Source organism: Pseudarthrobacter sp., assembly GCF_036675385.1.
GTDB lineage: Bacteria > Actinomycetota > Actinomycetes > Actinomycetales > Micrococcaceae > Arthrobacter.
In genome coordinates, this window is sequence record NZ_JAKFFD010000161.1 from 1 (window position 1) to 19,121 (window position 19,121).

The 19,121-nt window shown below is 66.5% G+C and carries 17 protein-coding genes; 10 read left to right on the forward strand and 7 right to left on the reverse strand.

The window, feature by feature from the left end; translation table 11 throughout:
* The 5 genes from V6M49_RS13090 to V6M49_RS13110 form a co-directional block, all read right to left on the reverse strand.
* Nucleotides 1-433, reverse strand: a 433-nt coding sequence (locus tag V6M49_RS13090) for a hypothetical protein (RefSeq protein ID WP_332761359.1), incomplete at its 3' end; no start/stop codon positions are given.
* A gap of 119 nt (nucleotides 434-552) precedes the next feature.
* Nucleotides 553-1,677, reverse strand: coding sequence for an adenylate/guanylate cyclase domain-containing protein (locus V6M49_RS13095; RefSeq protein ID WP_332761360.1), 1,125 nt, complete (start codon nucleotides 1,675-1,677; stop codon nucleotides 553-555).
* Nucleotides 1,667-2,266, reverse strand: a complete 600-nt coding sequence (locus tag V6M49_RS13100; protein WP_332761361.1) for a PH domain-containing protein — start codon at nucleotides 2,264-2,266, stop codon at nucleotides 1,667-1,669. Before V6M49_RS13100 ends, V6M49_RS13095 begins: the two co-directional genes overlap by 11 nt.
* On the reverse strand, nucleotides 2,259-3,167 hold the full coding sequence (locus V6M49_RS13105; RefSeq protein ID WP_141139922.1) for a biotin--[acetyl-CoA-carboxylase] ligase: 909 nt from the start codon (nucleotides 3,165-3,167) through the stop codon (nucleotides 2,259-2,261). Before V6M49_RS13105 ends, V6M49_RS13100 begins: the two co-directional genes overlap by 8 nt.
* Before the next feature lie 68 nt (nucleotides 3,168-3,235).
* Entirely contained in the window at nucleotides 3,236-4,123 is an 888-nt protein-coding gene (locus V6M49_RS13110; protein ID WP_332761362.1) for an SDR family oxidoreductase, read from the reverse strand.
* Nucleotides 4,124-4,358: 235 nt separating this feature from the next.
* Between V6M49_RS13110 and V6M49_RS13115 the strand changes: the two genes are divergently transcribed.
* The 4 genes from V6M49_RS13115 to V6M49_RS13130 all read left to right on the forward strand — a co-directional run bounded on the left by V6M49_RS13115 (nucleotide 4,359) and on the right by V6M49_RS13130 (nucleotide 9,545).
* The gene (locus V6M49_RS13115) at nucleotides 4,359-5,942 is read left to right on the forward strand and encodes an acyl-CoA carboxylase subunit beta (RefSeq protein WP_332761363.1); all 1,584 of its coding nucleotides are present in this window, start codon (nucleotides 4,359-4,361) and stop codon (nucleotides 5,940-5,942) included.
* A complete protein-coding gene (locus V6M49_RS13120) occupies nucleotides 5,942-6,202 on the forward strand; it encodes an acyl-CoA carboxylase subunit epsilon (RefSeq protein WP_442959732.1) in 261 nt (86 codons plus the stop codon). The genes V6M49_RS13115 and V6M49_RS13120 overlap by 1 nt, the downstream gene beginning before the upstream one ends.
* A 9-nt stretch (nucleotides 6,203-6,211) precedes the next feature.
* Nucleotides 6,212-7,897 carry a DUF885 domain-containing protein gene (locus V6M49_RS13125; protein WP_332761364.1) on the forward strand — a complete coding sequence of 562 codons (1,686 nt, stop codon included), beginning with the start codon at nucleotides 6,212-6,214 and terminating at the stop codon, nucleotides 7,895-7,897.
* A gap of 187 nt (nucleotides 7,898-8,084) precedes the next feature.
* A complete protein-coding gene (locus V6M49_RS13130) occupies nucleotides 8,085-9,545 on the forward strand; it encodes a dicarboxylate/amino acid:cation symporter (RefSeq protein ID WP_332761365.1) in 1,461 nt (486 codons plus the stop codon).
* A 95-nt stretch (nucleotides 9,546-9,640) separates the two neighbouring features.
* Here the strand turns inward: V6M49_RS13130 and V6M49_RS13135 are convergent, their stop codons facing one another.
* Nucleotides 9,641-10,210 (reverse strand): hypothetical protein, encoded by a 570-nt coding sequence (locus tag V6M49_RS13135; RefSeq protein WP_141139917.1) that lies wholly within the window; start codon nucleotides 10,208-10,210, stop codon nucleotides 9,641-9,643.
* 160 nt (nucleotides 10,211-10,370) lie between these two features.
* Between V6M49_RS13135 and V6M49_RS13140 the strand changes: the two genes are divergently transcribed.
* The 6 genes from V6M49_RS13140 to V6M49_RS13165 all read left to right on the forward strand — a co-directional run bounded on the left by V6M49_RS13140 (nucleotide 10,371) and on the right by V6M49_RS13165 (nucleotide 17,520).
* On the forward strand, nucleotides 10,371-11,060 hold the full coding sequence (locus tag V6M49_RS13140; RefSeq protein ID WP_332761366.1) for a TetR/AcrR family transcriptional regulator: 690 nt from the start codon (nucleotides 10,371-10,373) through the stop codon (nucleotides 11,058-11,060).
* A gap of 1 nt (nucleotide 11,061) precedes the next feature.
* Nucleotides 11,062-13,587, forward strand: a complete 2,526-nt coding sequence (locus V6M49_RS13145) for an MMPL family transporter (RefSeq protein ID WP_332761367.1) — start codon at nucleotides 11,062-11,064, stop codon at nucleotides 13,585-13,587.
* A gap of 9 nt (nucleotides 13,588-13,596) precedes the next feature.
* A complete protein-coding gene (locus tag V6M49_RS13150; protein ID WP_141139914.1) occupies nucleotides 13,597-14,283 on the forward strand; it encodes a Maf family protein in 687 nt (228 codons plus the stop codon).
* Between the two features lie 129 nt (nucleotides 14,284-14,412).
* Nucleotides 14,413-16,227 (forward strand): acetyl/propionyl/methylcrotonyl-CoA carboxylase subunit alpha, encoded by a 1,815-nt coding sequence (locus V6M49_RS13155; protein WP_141139913.1) that lies wholly within the window; start codon nucleotides 14,413-14,415, stop codon nucleotides 16,225-16,227.
* A 19-nt stretch (nucleotides 16,228-16,246) separates the two neighbouring features.
* On the forward strand, nucleotides 16,247-16,687 hold the full coding sequence (locus V6M49_RS13160; RefSeq protein ID WP_141139912.1) for a YybH family protein: 441 nt from the start codon (nucleotides 16,247-16,249) through the stop codon (nucleotides 16,685-16,687).
* Nucleotides 16,688-16,788: 101 nt separating this feature from the next.
* Nucleotides 16,789-17,520, forward strand: coding sequence for a glutamine amidotransferase (locus V6M49_RS13165; protein ID WP_141139911.1), 732 nt, complete (start codon nucleotides 16,789-16,791; stop codon nucleotides 17,518-17,520).
* A 162-nt stretch (nucleotides 17,521-17,682) separates the two neighbouring features.
* Here the strand turns inward: V6M49_RS13165 and V6M49_RS13170 are convergent, their stop codons facing one another.
* Entirely contained in the window at nucleotides 17,683-19,095 is a 1,413-nt protein-coding gene (locus V6M49_RS13170) for an MFS transporter (RefSeq protein WP_141139910.1), read from the reverse strand.
* Between the last annotated feature and the right edge of the window lie 26 nt (nucleotides 19,096-19,121).

Below are 19,121 nucleotides of genomic sequence, written 5' to 3' on the forward strand. Positions count from 1 at the left end.
AGCTCACTTCCGCCGAACCCGGCAACTGCTTGTCCCCGCCCAGACGCATATTCGCAGGAGAAACCTGGTTCAACGTCGAACCCGTCTCATCATCCACAAACACATCCCCAGCGCTCTGGAGAATATCGAAAGTGGTACTCGCCGGTGTCACCGCACCATCCAAAACCCGCGACGGATAATTCAGCCGCCCCACCGCATTCTTGGACTTGGAAACCACCCACACGCCGCCGTCGTTCAACTCCACCTCAGTGGTCTTAAACCCCGGATAGATGATCGCACCGGTCACCAGGACGGCCGTGGCAGCGGCAAGAGCCGTGCCAGCAACGCCGCGGGAGTGGAGAATGCCGCGGCGCGAGGTCCGGTCCGCGCCGTTTCCTGCGCGCGGATTTGTGGCACGCGGATTTGTGGCGCGCGCCGTTCGGCGAAGTTTCATGACCGGTATCTCCCCAGATAGGACTCCGGCCGGGCCGATGTACGGTCCGCTGCAGCCGGGCACAACCGACTATAGCGGAATTCACCATCAAGTGGATAAATATGCGGGGGTCTAGCGCACTAGTCGAGGACCAGGCCTTTTCCTTGTCCGCGTGCCAGGAGCACGGGATGGATTTCGCCGAACCCGCGGACATTTTCAGCAGGCTGCGGAACGAGAATGAAGCGCTTGTCCTGGTCCAGTGCGGACGCGGTCATGGAGTCGATCAGGACCGTTCCCGGATCCGCCAACGTGGTGAGCCGGGCGGCGAGGTTGACCGTGGGGCCGTAGATGTCCCCCAGCCGGGACAGTATCCTGCCCCAGACCATGGCCACCCGTGCTTCCGGCAGGATCTCGTCTTCGGTGAACGCCTGTGCCAGGGCCAGCGAGATCTCGGCTCCGGCAGCCGGCGTTTCAGCGATGTACAGGACTTCGTCGCCTACTGTCTTGACCAGCCGCCCGCCGCCAACGGAAATGATCTCGGCGCATTTGTTCTCAAAGCGCTGGACCAGCCGGGCGAGGGTCTTTTCATTCATCCGGCGGGAGAGGCTGGTATAGGAAACCAGGTCAGCAAAACCAACAGCGCGGGCCAGCGGCAGGGGGGCATCGTCCTCATCGCCGTCGCGGCCTTCTTCGCTGGCCTGCAGGCCGGCCTCGGCGCGTACGGCCAGGCGTTGCACGCCGGCATTGAGCTGCCGCCGCCACGAATAGACCAGCATCTCCTCCAGGGCGTCCAGCAGGGAGGGCAGTTCCTTCACCAGCCGCTTGCGGGCCACAGCGTCCGTGACGCCCTGCTCGTGGACCATGTCCTCCACCAGGGCCTCGATCTGCCAGACCACCATGCGGTCCGTCATCTGTCCGATGGACCGGGTCACGGAGATGGCGGCTTCTTCGGTCAGCACCCCGGTGCGGACCAGGTCAACCACGGTGGACAGCGCAGCCTGGTCCCGTTCGGTGAAGGCGACGTCTTCGTCGCCGAAGTTCGGGAAGCCGAGGGCACGCCACAGCTTCCGGGCAGAAAGGAGGGACAGCCCTGCACCGGCGGCCACCTCACGGCGCCGCAGCTTCCGTTCGCCGCCCAGCAGCCGGGCCTCGAGAGCCTTGGCAGCCACCCGTTCCGGAGAGAGTGTGCCGGTTGCCGGGTGGGCGGTTTCGGGCACGGCGGGAGCCGGCAGGTCCGCTTCGTTCCGCTGGTCCTCATCGTTCATCGTCTCCACCTTCTCTCAACTCCCACGGCAACGCTTCGTCTGTGTAATCCGATATCTCATCAGTCCCCGGGTCCCCGCCCGCAGGCAGTTCGTCAATCGCATCCAGCACAAAGTCCCGGAACCGCACTGCTTCCGGGACGTCCTGGATGTTCACCACACCCTGGTACCCGGTTTCCAAGGATATATTCCCGGAGCGCAATATGCGCTGCAGCACCGACTGGTGGACCGTCACGTTGCGGATCGACGCGAGGTTGACCTGCTCGTCCCGGCGCCGCATCATGCCGTAGCGGGCAATAATCCGCCGGCTGGTGAGGATGTACCGGGTTGCCTGCCACCGCAGCAGCCGAGGCAGGCAATATGCCAACCATATCCACGCAGCGGCCAAGACGCATGCCAGGACGATCCAGGGTGTCCAGTCGGCGGAAGCCACCGGCACCAGCCGGGTAGCCTCGCCCCGCACGGTCCAGGCACTGGCAAAAGCTGCAGCGGCCGGTGCGGCAATGAAGGCTGCGGCCGGGCCGGCCAGGTTCCTCGGCTGCGGGCGGGTCATCGTAATAACCTGCTCGCCCGGCACGAGGCCTTTACGCATAGCCGCTTTCAGCGCCCTGGCCTGGCGGGGTCCACGGGCGCAGGTGGACAACATCGCCGGCGGTGACCACATGCTCGCGGCGGTCCTTGTCCACCACCAGCAGTGAGCCGTACTCGTCCAGCCTCGAAGCGTGCCCGATGATCTCGTGGTCACCGGGCAGCTGCGCGCGCACTTGCTTGCCCAGCGTCGCCATGGCGGACTCCACCCGTTTGTGGAGCGAAGGGCCGCCGGCAATCCCGGCGGCGGGGTCGCCGTCGGCATTGCAGAAGCTGCGGTAGAGCACGGCGAAATGGGCGAGGTAGCTCTTGAGCAGCACGGTCCGATCGACAGTCAGCGGTTCTTCCAGGGCAACCGACGTCGCTGTGGGCACAGGGAGTTCCGACGCGGTCAAAGTCACGTTCAGGCCGGTCCCCAAAATGACCGGAGGAACAGAGCCGTCCCCCATGGGCCCCAGCTGGGCCAGGATCCCGGCGATCTTGCGGCCACGGACCAGGACGTCATTGGGCCACTTGAGCTCGGCCGGAAGGCCCGCGGTCTCAAGAAGCGTCTGCCGCAGCGCCAGCGCGCCCAGCAGTGACAGCCACGAATACGTGTGCGTGGGCAGGGGCCTGCCCTCGGCATTGGCGGGCCGCAGGACCAGGGACACCGACACGGAGCTCAGCGGCGGCGCTTCCCACCGCCGGTCCAGGCGTCCGCGGGCAGCGGTCTGGTACTCGGCCGTCAGCACCGACAGGTCCGGCCACTCCTTTGGCTCAACCGTCACCGAGCGCAGGAGGTCCGCGTTGGTGGAACCGGTGGAGTCCACCACCACCACCTTGGCGATGCCTGTGGCCGCCAGGAAATCCTGGTCCGCCAAGGCTCCACGATCCAACGGATTTCCTGGGGTGTGTGAGTCATCCATGGTTGAATCCTATCGACTCAGGCGCCGCCGCTGGCTGTTCCCACAGCCACATGGCTGGAACCCGCGGCTCAGAGGAATATGTCCGGAACCAGGCGATCCTCCGCGGCCCCGAGGCTGTACGGACGGAAGTCGGTGACACCCGCCGCGCGGAGCACCTGTTCGTCCGTGTAGAAGTTGCCGCTGGATGCACCGGCGCCGGCCAGGTTGCTGCCGGTCAGGACGGCGTGGGCTGCGTCGGCCATGATCTGTGGTCCGCGCGCGGCCTGGACGATCTCCTGGCCACCGGGCATGTTCCGGATGGCTGCGGTATCGATGAGGGTGCACGGCCAGAGCGAGTTGACGTTGATTCCGTCGGCCTTGAGTTCTTCGGCAAGGCCCAGCGTGGTGAGGCTCATCCCGTATTTGGCCATGGTGTACGCCAGGTGCCTGCCTGCCCAGTGGGGGTCAAGGTTCAGGGGCGGCGACAGCGTCAGGATGTGTGCGTGGGCCGATTTGCGCAGGGCGGGCAGTGACAGCTTGGACAGCAGGAACGTGCCGCGGACATTGATGTCCTGCATCAGGTCGTAGCGTTTCATGTCCACCTCGTCGGTGGTGGAGAGATCGATCGCGGATGCATTGTTGAGCACGATGTCGATCCCGCCGAAGCGTTCGACGGCGGCCGCCACGGCTCCTGCGACGTCTTCGTCGCTGCGCACATCACCGACGATTGCCAGGGCGTGGCCCCCGGCGGCCTCCACCTGCTCGGCGGCGCTGAAGACGGTGCCTGCCAGCTTGGCGTGGGGCTGGCCGGTCTTGGCCATCAGGACAATATTGGCACCGTCCTGTGCCGCCCGGGTGGCAATGGCCAGCCCGATGCCGCGGCTGCCGCCTGACATCAGAATGGTGCGTCCCCGAAGGGACCCGGTGGCCTGGTAGGGCCCTGCGGCAATGGACCGTGCGTCGTTGCTGGAAGTCATGGCTCCACTGTAGCCGAGGTATGTTACTGGCGAGTAACATAGGGCTGACCGCTGGAAAGTGCGGAAAATTGTAGGTTTTCTACAGTCGTCCCACGCAGATGCGTCATTAGACTAGCCAGCAGGGTTCGTCTTTTGTGTGGAATCTACTTAAATCCCGCACCTGACCTGCCAGATACCACCGCACGCAGCACCACATTGTTACAGCACCAATCTGCTACAGAGCCGGAGACACTTGATGAGCCACGATCTGACAACGACAGCGGGAAAGATCGCCGATTTCCGCGACCGCCAGGCCCGTGCAGAACAACCCTCCGGCCCCGAAGCCATCGAGAAGCAGCACGCCCGCGGCAAGAACACCGCCCGCGAGCGCGTGGACCTGCTGCTGGACGAAGGTTCGTTTGTGGAGCTTGACGCGCTGGCGGTGCACCGCTCCACCGCCTTCGGCATGGAAAAGAAGAAGCCGCTCGGCGACGGGCTGGTCTCGGGCTACGGCACCGTGGACGGGCGTCCCGTTGCCGTCTACAGCCAGGATTTCTCGGTCTACGGCGGATCGCTGAGCCAGGTCAACGGCGAGAAGATCGTCAAGGTCCAGGAATTCGCCCTGCGCAACGGCTGCCCCGTAGTGGGCATCCTCGACGGCGGCGGTGCCCGCATCCAGGAAGGTGTGGCCTCCCTGGCCATGTTTGCCGACATCTTCCGCAATAACGTCCACGCTTCCGGCGTCGTCCCGCAGATCTCGCTCATCATGGGACCGTCCGCCGGCGGTGCGGCCTACTCCCCCGCCCTCACGGACTACGTGGTGATGGTGGACAAGACCTCGCACATGTTCATCACGGGACCGGACGTCATCAAGACCGTCACGGGCGAAGACGTGGACATGGAAACCCTCGGCGGCGCGCGCCAGCACAATGCCAACACGGGCACGTCCACGTACCTCGCCTCCGACGAAGCCGACGCCATCGAGTTCGTCCGCGAACTGCTGGACTTCCTGCCGTCCAACAACCTCGCCGAGACCCCGGTGCTGGAGCACCAGCAGGAGCTCGAGATCAACGACGACGACCTCGCCCTGGACACGCTCGTCCCCGACTCTGCCAACCAGCCGTACGACATGCGCACAGTCATCGAGCAGATCGTTGACGACGCACATTTCCTGGAGATGCAGTCCCTCTACGCCCCCAACGTCATCATCGGCTACGGCCGGGTTGAGGGACACACTGTGGGGATCGTGGCCAACCAGCCGCTGCAGTTCGCCGGCACGCTGGACATTGCGGCCTCTGAGAAGGCCGCCCGCTTCGTCCGGAACTGCGATGCGTTCAACGTCCCCATCATCACCCTGGTGGATGTGCCCGGCTTCCTGCCCGGCAAGGACCAGGAGTTCCAGGGCATCATCCGCCGCGGCGCCAAGCTGCTGTACGCCTACGCCGAAGCCACCGTCCCCAAGCTGACGGTCATCACCCGCAAGGCTTACGGCGGCGCGTACATCGTGATGGGCTCCAAGAAGCTCGGCGCGGACCTGAACCTGGCGTGGCCCACGGCGCAGATCGGCGTGATGGGTGCCCAGGGCGCCGTCAACATCCTGTACCGCCGCGACCTGGCCGCCGTTGCCGAGGCCGGCGGGGACGTTGAGGCCCGGCGCGCCGAGGTCATCCGCCAGTACGAAGAAGAGTTGCTGAACCCCTACCAGGCCGCCCAGCTGGGCTACGTGGACGCGGTCATCGCACCGTCCGATACCCGCGGCCAGATCATCAGGGGCCTCCGCGCCCTCCGCGACAAGCGGGCGAGCCTGCCCACCAAGAAGCACGGGAACATCCCGCTGTGATCGCGAAAGATCCGCTGGTCGGAGCCCCGCTGGTTGAGCCTGCCGAAACCAATGCGCCCGCCGATGTCCCCGTGTTTTCCGTGGTCAAAGGGCAACCGTCGGCCGAGGAACTCGCGGCGCTGACCGCCGTCGTGCTTTCCCTGGGCAGCGTGGACGCCGTGGCCGACGGAAAGCCCACCGCCCGCGACTGGGTGCGCCGCCAGCAGCTGCGGCTCGCCCCGACGCCGGGTCCCGGCGCCTGGAGGCGGAGCCGGGGTTAGGCTCGTGGGGTGACTACCGAAGCCGCCCCCGCCGCCCGTCCGCACTCCGCCATCGATGCCGTGGCGGATGACTATACCGACACGCTTATCCGCCTGAACCCGGCGCTTGCCACCACGCTGGGGCTGCCGGGGCACGAGACCGAGTACCCGGATTACTCCCCCGCCGGCATCGCCGGCTTTGCAGCGGAAGCCCGAAAGACCCTTGCTGCGCTGGACGGCCTGACGCCGCAGGACGACGTTGACGCCGTCACCCTCGACGCGATGCGGGAACGGCTGGGCCTCCAGCTGGAAATCCACGAGTCCGGCTGGGACGTGGCGGAGCTGAACAACATCGCCTCCCCCGCACAGGACATCCGGGCCATTTTCGACCTGATGCCCACAGACACCGCTGAGCACTGGGAACACATTGCCGGCCGCGCGCTGAACGTCGGGGGCGCCCTCCGCGGCTACACCGAATCACTGCGCCAGGCCCGGGACGCGGGCAAGGTCGCGGCCGAACGCCAGGTCTCAATCGTCATCGAGCAGACCGCCAAATACGCCGCCGAAGACGGCTTCTTCGCCAAGCTCGCCGCCGGGGCCCGGACTGCGGACGGTCCCCTGCCGGGCGAAACGCAGGGAAAGCTCGACGCCGGTGCTGCCGCCGCCCGGGGTGCCTACCGGGAGCTCGGGGAGTTCCTCCGCACGGAACTGCTGCCTGCCGCCCCGCAGCAGGACGCCGTCGGCCGGGAACGCTACGCACTGGCCTCGCGCTCCTTCCTGGGCGCCGCCGTCGACCTCGAAGAGACCTACGCATGGGGAGTCCAGGAACTGGACCGGCTCATCGCCGAGCAGGAAAAAGTCGCGTCCGCCATCAAGCCCGGGGCCAGCGTCGAGGAAGCCAAGGACGTCCTCAACAACGACCCCGCCCGCCAGCTCAAGGGCACGGAGGCCCTCAAGGCGTGGATGCAGGAACTCTCGGACAAGGCCGTTGCCGAGCTTGCCGGCGTGCACTTCGACATCCCGGACGTGATGAAGAAGCTCGAATGCCTCATCGCCCCGACCGACGAGGGCGGCATCTACTACACAGGCCCCTCGGATGACTTCAGCCGACCCGGCCGGATGTGGTGGTCGGTTCCCGCCGGCGAAGACACCTTCACCACCTGGGCCGAAACCACCACGGTCTTCCATGAAGGCGTCCCCGGCCACCACCTGCAGGTGGCCACCGCCACCTACCGGCGGGAACTCCTGAACAAGTGGCGGCGGAACATCTGCTGGACCTCCGGCCACGGCGAGGGCTGGGCCCTATACGCCGAAAAGCTTATGCAGGAACTCGGCTACCTGGCCGATCCCGGCGACCACATGGGCATGCTGGACATGCAGCGGATGCGGGCGGCCCGCGTGGTGTTCGACATCGGCGTCCACCTGGAACTGGAGATCCCCGAACGCTGGGGCAGCGGAACATGGACCCCGGAGGCGGGCTACGACTTCCTCAAGGAGAACCTGCCCATCAGCGAAGGCCAGCTCAAATTCGAATTCACCCGCTACCTCGGCTGGCCCGGCCAGGCCCCGTCCTACAAAGTGGGACAGCGCCTCTGGGAACAGATCCGGGCCGACCTCGAAACCCGGCCCGGCTTCGACCTCAAGGCCTTCCACACACGAGCGCTGAACATCGGCTCCGTAGGCCTCGATACCCTCCGCCGGGCGCTGCTCTCGTAGGTCTCTCGTGGCCTGTCGAAATCCCCTCCGCGCGAGACGTTTGCCACATCAGGGGTGGGAATAACTTCACAATTGCCTTGATTGGCGCCGGATTTGCGGGGATTGTGCGCCGCCAGGACTCGGGGGCGGCGTAACATTTCTCAACATCTGTTCGCCGTGCTAAGAAACCCGGGCCTAGCGTGTTCTGGTGAGCACTCAAACCCGCACCCCCGAATCCGCAGGAAAAACCGGCTTCCAGCTGCCCAAGTGGGCCGGCTCGTTCGGTTTCCAGATCATCGCCGCCCTCATTGTGGGCCTGGGCCTCGGCCTGCTGGCCAAGTACACGGGCAGCACCAAGGAGGCCCCCAACGGCCTCGGCGCCACGTTGCAGACCATCGGCTCCAGCTACGTTTCACTGCTGCAGACCGCGGTGGTTCCGCTGATCTTCACCGCCGTGGTGAGCTCGATCTCGAACCTGCGCCAAGTCTCCAACGCCGCCAAGCTGGCCTGGAACACCCTGTTGTGGTTCGCCATCACGTCCCTGATCGCCGTCGTGATCGGCATCGGCCTCGGCGTGCTCCTGCAGCCCGGCGCCAACACCGGCATCACACAGGAGGCCAAGTACGCCGGCAAGTCCGGTGACTGGTGGTCCTTCCTGATCGGGCTGTTCCCCAAGAACTTCCTCGGCCTCGGTGCCAGCTCCACCGTGACTGAAAGCGCCACCGCGGCCACCACAGTCAGCACCTCCATCAGCTTCAACGTGCTCCAGATCCTGGTGATTGCCATCGCCGTCGGCGTCGCCGCCCTCAAGGTCGGCAAGGCTGCCGAGCCGTTCCTGAACCTCAACGCTTCGGCGCTGGCCGTCATCCAGAAGGTCCTCTGGTGGATCATCCGCATCGCCCCGCTCGGCACCGTGGGCCTGATCGGCAACGCCGCGGCCGTGTACGGCTGGGACACCATCGGCGCGCTCGGCAAGTTCACCTTCGCCATCTACGTGGGCCTGGCCCTGGTGCTGTTTGTGGTTTACCCGACGCTGATCCGCTCGCACGGCCTGTCCGTGAAGCAGTACTTCTCCGGCGTATGGCCCGCCGTGCAGCTCGCGTTTGTGTCCCGCTCCTCGATCGGAACCCTGCCGCTGACCCAGCGCGTCACCGAGCGCAGCCTGGGCGTTCCCCGCGCCTACGCTTCCTTCGCCGTACCGCTGGGCGCCACCACGAAAATGGACGGCTGCGCGGCGATCTACCCCGCGATCTCCGCCATCTTTGTGGCCCAGTTCTTCGGCGTCCAGCTGGAAGCCAGCCACTACCTGCTCATCGCCCTCGTCTCGGTCCTCGGTTCCGCCGCAACGGCCGGCACCACCGGCGCAGTCGTAATGCTCACCCTGACTCTCTCCACGCTGGGGCTGCCCCTGGCCGGCGTCGGACTCCTGCTGGCGATCGATCCCATCCTGGACATGGGCCGCACCGCGGTCAACGTCGCGGGCCAGGCACTGGTCCCCACCATCGTGGCCAAACGGCAGGGCATGCTCGACGAGGCGCTCTACAACGCACCCCGCAACGGCACTCCGTTTGTGGACGACGCCGACTCCTCCGCCGCGGATCCTTCCGCCATCGCAGGAGGTACTGACTCTCCGGAAGCCGGACGCGAACTGGCCGACGCAAAGGCCTGACCCACAGCTCGAACAGCAAACAGGAGAAGTCCCCGGGAAGTGCTCCCGGGGACTTCTCCTTTTCTGTGCCGGGATTCGCTCAGCCCGGCCTCTTGTTAGCGGCCGCCACCTCCGATGACTCCATTCTGGACCGCCTTGGTCACGGCGTCGGCCTCGGCCTGGGTCAGCTTGCCGTCGGTGACGGCCTGGTCCAGGCGCGTCTTCAGTGCCGCGGCGCGATCTGCCTGTTCGGCGGTGCGCAGCTCTTCAAGCGCAGCCGTGACCTTGGCCTCGTCGATGCCGAGCGTCGCCGCGAGGGACTTCGCGAGTTCGGCCTGCTTCGCGGCGGGGTCCGGCCTGGTTCCTTCAGCCGGCGGGGTGGTTGGCTTGTTGGCGTCACGGAATGCCTTCAGCGCGTCCGTCACCTTGGCCTCGTCCACCCCGAGCTTGGTAGCCAGTGCCGCGGCGTCCACGCCGCGGAAGCCGCCGTGGCCATGGCCACCCCGCATGCCCTTCCCTTCAGCTGGGGCAGTGCCGGTGCTCCCGTCGGCTGAGGCGCTTGAGCTGGCGCTGGGGGTGGGCGTCGGCGTCGTGGTTGCGGACGCCATGCCGGCGACGCCGATCCCGGCGCCAAGGGCCAGCGCGGTGGCCGTGAGGCCAAGGGCAATTCTCTTTGTGCGTACCATTCTTGTCTCCTGGATCTGCCGTCCGGTGACGGCTGGTGAAGATGTCCCAGGCGGGACACTTCCAGTCTTCGGCGGCAGGTTCAGGCTCAGCTGTCGGGAACCTTTCATCTTCCTGTGAATCAACTTGCGCGGCGTGCAAACTTGCACGTAGTGTAATTTCATGCCCGAACTTCTCTCGCGCCGTGAGCTGAACAAAGCCGCCACCCGCCAGGCCATCACCGATGCGGCTTTGGCCCTGCTGCGCGCCCACGGGCCCGGGAATTTCACGGTGGAAGACATCGCCGAATCTGCCGGGATCTCGCGGCGCACTTTCTTCAACTACTTCAGCAGCACCGAGGCCGCGCTGGCCTCCATGACGCACGGGTTCCTGGACATCGCCCTTCAGCAGTTCCGGCAGCGGCCCGCCGACGAGCCCATCCTCGAATCGGCGCGCGCGGCCCTGATGCAGCTGGCCGACCCCATGACGGTGGCGCCGCTGGCTGAACTCTTCACCCTCACTCAGGACAACGCGGTCCTGTCCCGGTCCGAACTTGAGGCGTGGGACCACTGCACCGAAGAGATCATCACCGCGGCCCGGGAGCGCTTCGCCGGAACCCCGGGCGCCGTCGTCGACGAACTGTACCTGCACGCCCTCGCCGGCTCCGTCATCTCCTGCGGGAAGGCGGCCATGGACGTGTGGTTCGCCCGGTGCGGCGCCGATCTCTCCCCCGCATCACTCGCTGTCCTGCGGCAACTGCTCATTGACGCCATGGGCCACCTCGGCTCCGGCTTCGGCGGCCCCGTTACGGCGGCCAGCCCCTCCGCGACGTCCACAACCGCCACTACCCACCTCAACAGAGAACGGCTCTGACATGGCCCTGCTGCTCTACCGCCTCGGCAAGTTTTCCTACCGCCACCGCTGGCTGGTCATTTCGCTCTGGCTCGCGGCGCTCGTGGCCGTCGGCGGCTCCGCCGCGGCCTTCCACGGCACACTGTCCAACAACTTCCAGATTCCGGGCACCGAGACGCAGCGGATCGCGGACAAGCTGAAGCAGGAACTGCCGGCAGCGTCGGGCGGCTCTGCCACGATCGTCTTTGAAGCCCCGGAAGGCGGCTTTACTGACGGCAGCCGCGCCGCCGTCACGGCTGCCCTGACCAAGCTTGGTGACCTGCCTGACGTCAAGGCCACGGTGGATCCGTTCGCCACGCAGGCCCAGCTGGACCAGGCCGGGCAGGCCACCGCCGACGGCGAGCAGCAGCTTGCCGCGGGCAAGGCCCGCCTGGATGCCTCACGTGCCGAGCTCGACGCCGGGACAGCGCAGCTGAACGGCGCGGAGCAGCAGCTCGCCGCCGGCGGCGCCACCCCGACCATGATCGAGGCCCGGCTCGGAGCACAGAAGGCCGCCCTGGCACAGGGCCAGGCCCAGCTCGACGCCGGCACACAGGAATGGGAGGCCGCCAAGGCCAAGCTCGATCTGGGCAAGCGGCAGGCGGAGGCATCCGGCGGGATCCGCTTCGTCTCGGCGGACGGCCAGGCTGCCGTGGCCCAGGTGCAGTTCAACACCTCCATCAACGCCCTCACCCCGGCGGTGCGCCAGCAGGTGCAGGACATCGCGCATGAGACTTCGTCCGTAGGCGTGACGGCGCTGGCCAGCAAGGAAATCACCGAAGACATTTCAGAACTCTTCGGCACGGCCGAAATCATCGGCATCGGGGTGGCGGCCCTGGTCCTGATCCTGATGCTCGGCACGCTCATCGCCGCAGGCCTGCCGCTGCTGATGGCCGTCATCGGCGTTGGCGTCGGGGTGGGCATCACGTTCGCCCTGTCCGGCGCCTTCGAGATGAGCTCCATCTCCCCCATGCTCGCGCTGATGCTTGGCCTCGCCGTGGGCATTGACTACTCCCTGTTCATCGTCAACCGGCATCGGACCCAGTTGCTCGCGGGCATGGATCCCGAGGAATCCGTGGCCCGTGCCACCGGAACGTCCGGCAACGCCGTGCTTTTTGCCGGCCTGACGGTCATCATTGCCCTGGCCGCCCTGGTGGTGCCCGGGTTGCCGTTCCTGAGCGTGATGGGCCTGGCAGCGGCAGGCACCGTCGCGGTGGCCGTCATGGTGGCGCTCACCCTGACCCCGGCCCTGCTGTCCCTGATCGGCCGGCGCATCATTTCCCGGCGGGCCTGGGCCAAGGCCGAGGCCCACAATGCCGAGGCCGGCCACGAGGTTGCCGACCAGGCCAAGGATGAGGAAAAGAGCACCCGGGGCTGGGGCGGACTCGTTACCAGGCACCCCGTCGTCGCGCTTGTCGCCGGCGTACTCCTGCTGGGAACGCTGGCCCTGCCCGCCGCGCAGCTCCAGTTGGCACTGCCCGACGGCGGCTCCGAACCGGTGGACTCCGAGGCCTTCCAGGCCTATGACATCACGGCCCGCAGCTTCGGCGAAGGCGTCACCGGCCCCATTGTGGTGGTGGGCGAGTTCCCGGCGGGTCTTGACGAAGCCCGGGCCCAGGAACTGCAGTATGACGTCGCGGACCTGATCCGGGGCGTGGACAACGTGGTGGCAACAGTGCCCGTGGCACTGAGTGAAGACCGCCGCACCGCGGTATTCCAGGTCATCCCGGAAGAGGGGCCCGCCAAGGCCGGCACGGTGCAGGTGGTGAGTGAACTCCGCGAACGCGGCTCCCGGATCCAGGCCGAAACAGGCGTCACCATCGGGCTGACCGGGCAGACCGCTGGCAACATCGACGTCTCCACAAAACTCGGTGACGCCCTGCCGCCGTACCTGGCGATCGTCGTCGGGCTTTCCCTCATCCTGCTGCTGCTGGTATTCCGCTCCATTGTGGTTCCCCTCCTGGCAACCGGCGGTTTCCTGCTGTCCCTGGCCGCCGCGTTCGGCCTGGTGGTGGCCGTCTACCAGTGGGGCTGGCTGGGTGGCGTGTTCGACGTCGCCAATCCCGGCGCTGTCCTGAGCTTCCTGCCGATCATCCTGATCGGTGTGCTGTTCGGCCTGGCGATGGACTACCAGGTATTCATCGCGTCCGGCATGCGTGAGTCCTACATGCATGGCGCCCCGGCCAAAAAGGCCGTACGCATCGGCTTCAGCCATGCCGGCGCCGTGGTGACCGCCGCCGCGATCATTATGGTCAGCGTGTTCGCCGGCTTCATCTTCAGCCACCTGACCATGGTCCGGCCGCTGGGCTTCGCCATGGCCTTCGGTGTGCTGCTGGACGCGTTTGTGGTCCGCATGACCATCGTGCCGGCCGTGATGTACCTGCTGGGCGAAAAGACCTGGTGGCTGCCCAAGTGGCTGGACCGGATCCTGCCGGACGTGGACGTGGAGGGCGCCCGGCTGGAACGCCGCGAAAACGAGCCGCAGAAGCTGACCGAGCCCGTCCACTAGGCTTAAACGGTGACCCGCCTCATCCTCGCCTCCCAGTCCCCCGCCCGCACCAAGCTCCTGGCCGACGCCGGTATCCGGCACTCCGTGCTGGTCTCCGACGTGGACGAGGACGCGGTCCAGGCGCGCTACGGCGTCACGGATCCGCACGATACCGCGCTGCTGCTGGCCCGCGCCAAGGCCGAGGCGGTAGCCGCGTTGCCGGAAGCGGAGGGCGCGCTGGTCATTGGCTGCGACTCCGTCTTCGAGTTCGACGGCGAGGCGCACGGCAAACCGTACACGGCCGCCGTCGCCCGCGAACGGATGCTGCGGATGAGCGGCAACAGCGGTGTCCTGCACACCGGGCACTGGCTGGTGGACTGCCGCGCGACGGCAGCCGATGAAGAGCCTGCCAGGATAGGCACCGACGCAGCGGCCGACGGCGGCAGCACGGCACCGGGATCCGGCGCCACGCTCGGGGCGGTCGCCTCCGCCGAGGTCCACTTCACGGAGATGGATCCGGAAGAGATCGACGCGTACATCGCCACGGGCGAACCGCTGCACTGCGCCGGCTCGTTTACGATCGACGGCCTGGGCGGGGCGTTCATCCGGAAGGTGGACGGGGACCCGCACGCCGTCGTCGGGCTGTCAGTCTCCACGCTGCGCGGTCTCCTCGGGTATGCCAACGTACGCATCACCGACCTGTGGTCCGCCGAATAATTGCGGCGATTTTCCGACCAATTGTAGGTTCCCTACAAAGCCGCGCCCGTTTACACGCGGAAACCGCAAGTAATATCGGCGGAACCCACAAAATCGCGCTAGGCTCCCTGAAGGAAAGAAGGAGACGCCTTGTCAGCAAATTTGGAGCAGTCCGCTAGTCCCGTGCAGTCGAACCTCACCAAGGTGCTGATCGCAAACCGAGGCGAAATCGCAGTGCGCATCATCCGCGCGGCACGCGACGAGGGCATTGCCTCCGTGGCTGTCTATGCCGATCCGGACCGCGACGCGCTCCATGCCAGGCTGGCCGACGAGGCCTACTCCCTCGGTGGCAACACCGCCGCGGAGTCCTACCTGGTGATGGACAAGATCATTGACGTGGCCCGCCAGTCCGGTGCCGACGGCATCCATCCCGGTTACGGCTTCCTCGCCGAAAACGCCGAGTTTGCCGCCAAGGTCATCGCGGCCGGCATCACCTGGATCGGCCCGTCCCCCGAGGCCATCTCGGCCCTCGGCGACAAGGTGCAGGCCCGCCACATCGCGGAGAAAGTGGGCGCACCCCAGGTCCCCGGCACCGCCGATCCTGTGCAGTCCGCCGAGGAAATCCTCGAGTTCGTGGACAAGTTCGGCCTGCCAGTGGCCATTAAGGCAGCCTTCGGCGGCGGCGGCCGCGGCATCAAGGTGGCCCGCACCCGCGAAGAAATCCCGGAGCTCTTCGAGTCTGCCGTCCGTGAGGCCACTGCAGCCTTCGGCCGCGGCGAGTGCTTCATCGAACGCTTCCTGGACGCCCCGCGCCACGTCGAAACGCAGTGCCTCGCGGACGCCCACGGCAACGTCGTTGTCATCTCCACGCGTGACTGCTCGCTGCAGCGCCGCAACCAGAAGCTCGTTGAAGAAGCACCTGCCCCGTTCCTCACCGAAGAGCAGAACCGCCGCCTCTACGAATCCTCCAAGGCGATCCTGAAGGAAGCCGGTTACCTCGGCGCCGGAACCTGCGAGTTCCTGGTGGGCCAGGACGGCACCATCTCCTTCCTCGAGGTCAACACCCGCCTCCAGGTGGAGCACTGCGTCTCCGAAGAGGTCACGGGTATCGACCTGGTCCGCGAACAGTTCCGGCTGGCGCGCGGCGAGGAGCTCGGCTACGGCGACCCCGAGGTCCGTGGCCACTCCTTCGAATTCCGCATCACCGGCGAGGACCCGGGCCGCAACTTCATGCCCGCCCCCGGCACCATCACCACCCTGAAGAACCCCACAGGCCCCGGCATCCGGATCGATTCCGGCGTGGAGGAGGGCGATGTCATCAGCGGCAACTTCGACTCGATGCTCTCCAAGCTGATCGTCACCGGCGCCACCCGGGCCCAGGCCCTGCAGCGTTCGCGGCGCGCCCTGGAGGAAATGGTAGTAGGGGGCATCCCCACTGTTATCCCGTTCGACCTCGCCGTTGTTTCGGACCCCGCCTTTGCGCCCGCGGAAGGGCCTTTCAGCATCCACACCCGCTGGATTGAAACCGAATTCGTCAACAACATTCCCGCCTGGACACCGGACGGAACCGCTGAAGCCAGTGGCGACGCCGGTGAACGCCAGCGCGTGGTGGTTGAAGTGGGGGGCAAGCGCCTCGAGGTTGTCCTGCCGGCCTCCCTTGGTTCGATCGGGGCGGGTTCGGCCGCCGGCGCGAAGTCCAACAAGTCCAAGAAACGCCTCCGTTCAGGCGGAGCGGCTGCGGCCGCCGGGGGCGACGCGCTGACCTCCCCAATGCAGGGCACCATCGTCAAGGTTGCCGTGGCCAACGGCGACGTTGTGTCCGAGGGTGACCTGGTGGTGGTTCTCGAAGCGATGAAGATGGAACAGCCCCTGACCGCGCACCGTTCCGGCATCATCATCGGACTCAGCGCAGTGGCCGGTGCGACGGTTTCGGCCGGCGCCGTCATCGCCACGATCGAAGACTAGACCCTGCCGGAGGCACCCCATGCTCGCACCCAGTTTTGAAGAAGAAGTAGACCGCTACCACCTGGCGGTTCCGGAAATCACCCGCGGGAATCCCGGTGCCGTCAAGGACCTGTATTCCAGGCTCGACGACGTCACGCTGGCCAACCCGTTCGGCGGCATCGCACGTGGCTGGGCCCAGGTGGAGGCCCGGCTGGACCAGGCGTCCCGGCAGTTCCAGGACGGCGAGATGCTGGGGTTCGACACCATCACGTCCTACACCGCACGCGACACGGCCTACCTGGTGGAAACGGAACACTTCCGTGCCCGGCTGGAGAGCGCCGCAGCGCCAGAGGAATTCGCGCTCCGCGTGACCAGCATCTTCCGGCGCGAAGAAGGCTACTGGAAGCTGGTCCACCGCCACGCAGACCCGGCCGCGCAGCCGCAGTCCCGGCGATCCTTCGCGCAGCCTGCCAACCACTGACAGCAGTCGTGCCTTCGGCGCCGGGGCTATGCTCCGGCGCCAACCGCAGGCTGGCGCTGCGTCCTCTGGCGTTGAGCTGGGGCGGAAGGCACACTTAGCGTGTGAAGCCTTTCCTCCTCCTTGCCTCCCGAGCTGAAGACGCCGCCGCCGAGGAAGAGTATGAGGCGTACCTGACGTATGGCGGGCTGACCCCTTCGCAGCTGAGGCGTGTCCGGCTTGAGGCCGCTCCCCTGCCGCAACTGGACCTGAACGATTACTCAGCGGTGATTGTGGGCGGCAGTCCCTTCACGTCCAGCGATCCGGCAGACCACAAGAGCGAAACCCAGCACCGGGTGGAGCGGGAACTGGCCGGGCTGCTGGACCGGATCGTGGCCCAGGACTTTCCGTTCCTGGGCGCGTGCTACGGGGTGGGGACTCTGGGCAGGCACCAGGGCGCCGTGATCGACAGGACCTTCGGCGAACAGCTGGGCGGGGTGGAAATCGAGCTGACGGAGGCCGGGCTCGCGGATCCGCTCCTGCACGGGATGCCACGGCGTTTCACCGCCTTCACCGGGCATAAGGAGGCTTGCACCAGATTGCCCTCCCACGCGGTGCTGCTGGCATCCTCCCAGGCCTGCCCCGTCCACATGTTCCGCATCAAACAGAACCTGTACGCCACACAGTTCCACCCGGAACTGGACGCGGAGGGCCTGGTCACACGGATCGACATCTACCGCCACGCCGGCTACTTCCCACCGGAATCCGCCGAGGAACTCATGGCGGACGCGCGGACGTACACCGCCACCGAGCCCATGAAGATCCTCCGCAACTTCGTGGACCGCTACGCCAACTGAGCCTGCGGACGGGTGGCGAGCGCCGCCGTCGTTCGTTCCTCTGTGTCTTGCGCAGGTGCGCCTGCCCCGCACACAGAAATGCCCGGCGCGCTCCCCGCAATAACGGGGAACACGCCGGGCATTTCTGTCAGCAACCGGGCTGGAACGCCCGACGGCGGGGCGTCAGGCTACGTTGTTCTCGTAGTCCAGGTCGCGGGTTTCCTTGCTCACGAACAGCGCAATCAGCGTCAGCACCGACATCGCGGTCAGGTAGACACCCACCAGGACCGGGCTGCCGTCGGCCAGCTCCCAGAGCGCGACGGCGATGAACGGAGCCACGGCAGCACCCAGGATGCTGGACACGTTGTAGCTGACGGCGGATCCCGTGTAGCGCACATTGGTGGGGAACAGTTCCGGCAGCAGCGCACCCATGGGGCCGAATGTGAGGCCCATCAGGGAGAAGCCGATGACCAGCAGGGCCATGGTGCCCACGAAGCCGCCGCTGAACAGCGGGACGAACAGGAGGCCGAAGACGAAGATGCCGCCCGTGACGGCCAGCAGCATCTTGCGGCGGCCGTACTTCTCCGCCAGCGGTCCGGAAACCAGGGTGAAGATGCCGAAGAAGACAACGCCGGCAATCAGCATCCAGAGGAAGTCGTTGCGGGTGAAGCCCAGGCCGGGAACAAACGCTGCCGCGGCGGCCTCGGACATCGGTTTGCCGGCCTTCTCGGCGGCAGCCTTGGCGGCATCCAGGGTGGACGCGCGGGTGCCGTAGGTCAGCGTGAACGTGGTCATCAGGTAGAAGAGCACGTAGGTGGCGAGCATGATGAACGTGCCCAGGATGAGCGGACGCCAGCTGGTCTTGAAGACCCGGGCCAGGGGCAGCTTGGCCACCTCATTGGATTCGAGGACCTTGGTGAAGGCAGGCGTTTCGATCAGCTTGAGGCGGACGTACAGGCCGATGATCACCATGACCGCGCTGAGCAGGAACGGCACGCGCCAGCCCCAGGCCAGGAAGTCGGCCGGCGTCAGCGCGTAACTGGCCACCAGGAAGATCACGTTGGCGATGATGAAGCCGATGGGCGCGCCCAGCTGCGGGAACGTGCCGTAGATGGCGCGCTTGTTGGCCGGAGCGTTCTCGGTGGCCAGCAGGGCCGCGCCGCTCCATTCGCCGCCAAGGGCCAGGCCCTGGGCGAAGCGCATGACCACCAGCAGTGCCGGGGCCCAGAATTGCCAGCCCGGGACAAGCGCCGTGGGCAGGCAGCCGATCAGGAACGTGGCGATGCCCATGGTCAGCAGCGAGGCCACCAGGGTGCCCTTGCGGCCGAACTTGTCGCCGAAGTGGCCAAAGACGATGGATCCCAGCGGGCGGGCCACGAAGGCCACCCCGAAGACAGCGAAGGAGCTGAGCAGCTGGGTGGTCTCGTTCTGGTTGGGGAAGAACAGTGACGGGAAGACCAGTACGGCGGCGGTGGCGTAGACGTAGAAATCGTAGAACTCAACGGTGGTGCCGATCAGGCTGGCCACAATCACGCGGCCGCGTGAGTTCACCGCCTTGGGGGATCCTTGCTCCGCGGTGGTTTGCGTAGATGACATATGAACACTTTCCTGAGAACCGGCCG

Bases quoted from the DNA above. Each gene is read 5' to 3' on its own strand.
- V6M49_RS13160 (WP_141139912.1), top strand. From the start codon at position 16,247: ATGCTCGCACCCAGTTTTGAAGAAGAAGTAGACCGCTACCACCTGGCG.
- V6M49_RS13135 (WP_141139917.1), bottom strand. From the start codon at position 10,210: ATGGTACGCACAAAGAGAATTGCCCTTGGCCTCACGGCCACCGCGCTG.
- V6M49_RS13140 (WP_332761366.1), top strand. From the start codon at position 10,371: ATGCCCGAACTTCTCTCGCGCCGTGAGCTGAACAAAGCCGCCACCCGC.
- V6M49_RS13115 (WP_332761363.1), top strand. From the start codon at position 4,359: ATGAGCCACGATCTGACAACGACAGCGGGAAAGATCGCCGATTTCCGC.
- V6M49_RS13100 (WP_332761361.1), bottom strand. From the start codon at position 2,266: ATGCGTAAAGGCCTCGTGCCGGGCGAGCAGGTTATTACGATGACCCGC.
- V6M49_RS13145 (WP_332761367.1), top strand. From the start codon at position 11,062: ATGGCCCTGCTGCTCTACCGCCTCGGCAAGTTTTCCTACCGCCACCGC.
- V6M49_RS13105 (WP_141139922.1), bottom strand. From the start codon at position 3,167: ATGGATGACTCACACACCCCAGGAAATCCGTTGGATCGTGGAGCCTTG.
- V6M49_RS13110 (WP_332761362.1), bottom strand. From the start codon at position 4,123: ATGACTTCCAGCAACGACGCACGGTCCATTGCCGCAGGGCCCTACCAG.
- V6M49_RS13170 (WP_141139910.1), bottom strand. From the start codon at position 19,095: ATGTCATCTACGCAAACCACCGCGGAGCAAGGATCCCCCAAGGCGGTG.
- V6M49_RS13095 (WP_332761360.1), bottom strand. From the start codon at position 1,677: ATGAACGATGAGGACCAGCGGAACGAAGCGGACCTGCCGGCTCCCGCC.